Source organism: Arthrospira sp. PCC 8006 (assembly GCF_046480465.1).
In the GTDB taxonomy this organism is placed as follows: Bacteria; Cyanobacteriota; Cyanobacteriia; order Cyanobacteriales; family Microcoleaceae; genus Limnospira; species Limnospira platensis.
Map to the genome: position 1 here is coordinate 1 of NZ_PKGG01000398.1, position 2,325 is coordinate 2,325.

1 protein-coding gene and 2 pseudogenes are annotated in these 2,325 nt (G+C 45.7%); all 3 read right to left on the bottom strand.

Annotation, left to right across the window (positions count from 1 at the left end; all coding sequences use genetic code 11):
- Positions 1-514: pseudogene (locus tag B9T16_RS27920) on the bottom strand (hypothetical protein); the annotation flags it as partial.
- Positions 515-562: 48 nt separating this feature from the next.
- The gene (locus tag B9T16_RS27925) at positions 563-1,753 is read right to left on the bottom strand and encodes a VWA domain-containing protein (protein WP_410246307.1); all 1,191 of its coding nucleotides are present in this window, start codon (positions 1,751-1,753) and stop codon (positions 563-565) included.
- Positions 1,754-1,772: 19 nt separating this feature from the next.
- Positions 1,773-2,325, bottom strand: a pseudogene (locus tag B9T16_RS27930) (hypothetical protein); the annotation flags it as partial.

Consider the following 2,325-nt stretch of genomic DNA (forward strand, 5'->3'; position numbering starts at 1 on the left):
TTGGTGCGGGTGTTGKTGGCGGTGTTGGTGGCGGTGTCGGTATTGCTGCGACCGGAGCCGACAAACTCATTTCTATCTCGAAATTTCTGGTTCCTCCGAGTGAGGCGACATGAACCGTATACCTCCCATTAAGAGGTAATTCATTACCCAATACTAAACTATTATCTGGGGCGTAAATCCAAACACAAACTCCCTCATTATAGCGATAACTTAATAGTTTGCCTTTTTCACCCGAAAACACAAAACCCGTATCCTCACCCGATCGCACAATTCCCGTTCGTTCAAAGTTTTGGCTATCTATGGCGATCGCCTCTGGATTCGACAAAGAACCACTGGGCATCTCCGGACATTCTAAGGAGTTAGTCAGACCCTTAGGGAGATGGTTTAATACCTCCGTTGGCAACACCTGCAAGACAGCCTCGCAGCCCACCAATAACCCACCGCTCAACAGGAAAAAAACTAAGCGATATTTAAAGCATTTCACGGTCTGATTTGTTTTTGTTATTATACTCATTTTATACAGTTATCCTCAGATTGTCAAGTAACAATATAGAAACCATCATCAAAAATCATGCTCCGCCTCTCTTTTCATAGAATTGCTCCAGATCAAGAAAGGGATAACCCCTCCCAAAATCAGCATCAATAAGAGGATGCCAGTCATAATTAAGCGCGTTTTCTGGGGAAGCGATCGCCCAAAAACCGTCATCGTGTAAGTTCTCCGTTCCGTCTGGATTTCCTGGCCATTAACCGTCACTTTTACCAAAACTTCGTGTTGCGTTCCCCGTTCCGCGTTCGGTTGCTGGTAAACAATCTCGTATTCTCCCAACAGGGAATCTAGGAAAAGTTGCAAGTTCCTGGCAATGTCATTGGCGTTTCCTGAAAATTCCGCAATTCCTCCTGTTATTTCCGCAATGGTCTGCAGGCGTTCAGGATCAACAAAGTCCCTTGCCAATTGGGGATTTTTATCAGCATCAGCTCGAGTTGCCGCTCGTCCCAAGTTATATTTTTGCCCCACCTGTTGGGGGGTCAAGCCATAGCCGAGAGTGTGAACAATGATGTTATTATTTCTCTCCAGTAAGGTAATTAAATTATCGAAATCTTGTTGTTCGTTCGGTTGATTGTGGAAGCCGTCCGAGAGGAGAATCACCGATAGCCGAGGTTCCAGTCTACCCGAATCTTCCGGAACGTAAAACCGTGGATCTTGCCGATTTCCTAGGACTCGGATCGCTTCTGACAACGGACCGTAAATATCCGTAGCTGCACAAAGTGTTTGCGCCGCCAGATAATCCAGAAAGTTGGTTTGTTTGATATCATTCGCCGGGAAAAATTTGGAGTTAATCCCCCGCTGTGTCACCTCGAAACCCGGACAGTTTGCGCCACCTTTCCCAAACGGAACGATCGCCACCTTCGTATCACCACCGCGATCGCTAATTTGTTCTAAAAATCGTCGCGTCGCGTCCAGGGCACCATCTATTCTTCGCTTTCCACTCGTATCTAGTTCGTTCATACTCCCACTCAAGTCAACTAAAACCACAATCCAAGCCGGAGGAGGGGTGCTTTCTTGCGGACTTTTCCAAGATTTTATGCCCACAGGTTCATCATCTGTAATCACCTGAAAATCCGACTTCTGCAATTGTATGACCGGACGATCTCTCCCATCGGTGACTTGCAGGCGCAGGGTAACATTGTCATTGTTTATCCTCGGACGACCCACAATTTCCGCCGTTTGTCCGAAAACTGGGGACGCGATCATCAATGCGATCGCACTACCACTAAGCCATCGGATCGAAAAAGCGATTATAAAATACAAACCGGTAGAATTTCGGGACTTTAAAACTTTCGGATTTTTCGGTATAGAATGTAATAACATAGTTGTGTTTTAGTGAAACTTTACGTCGAGAGCTAAGTCGGGTTCCGTTAATCGCAATTTTCAGGAATTCTTTCTTATGGGGCGTTAAAAAAGCCCGGTTTCCTTCTATTTTAATATTTGCCAGGTACGGGAGCAGATGGGGCAGATAAATATCCGCTTTGTTTTCTGATTTCACAGAAGAACCGATCCGAATCATGCCCCGCCTTGGCAGTTCGATTGAAATTCCCTCCTCAATTTCATCATCATCAAATTCGTCCCGCGATCGATAAGTAATAAATCGCAGCTTAGAGGGATTAATTTTCGGATAATCATCTTCGTTTTTCTCATCCAAAACATCAATACCTTTGTACTCGTATCCCTTGTACTCAAATCCGCTTCCCGCCCTCAAAGCCGGCAGGTAACTGGGGGAAGCATTCGTGATGCAAAATGCCACACCCAAACACAACACCAACACC

What these genes read in the sequence shown, in the direction of transcription:
- B9T16_RS27925 (WP_410246307.1), bottom strand. Translation starts at nt 1,753, where the DNA reads ATGATCGCGTCCCCAGTTTTCGGACAAACGGCGGAAATTGTGGGTCGT.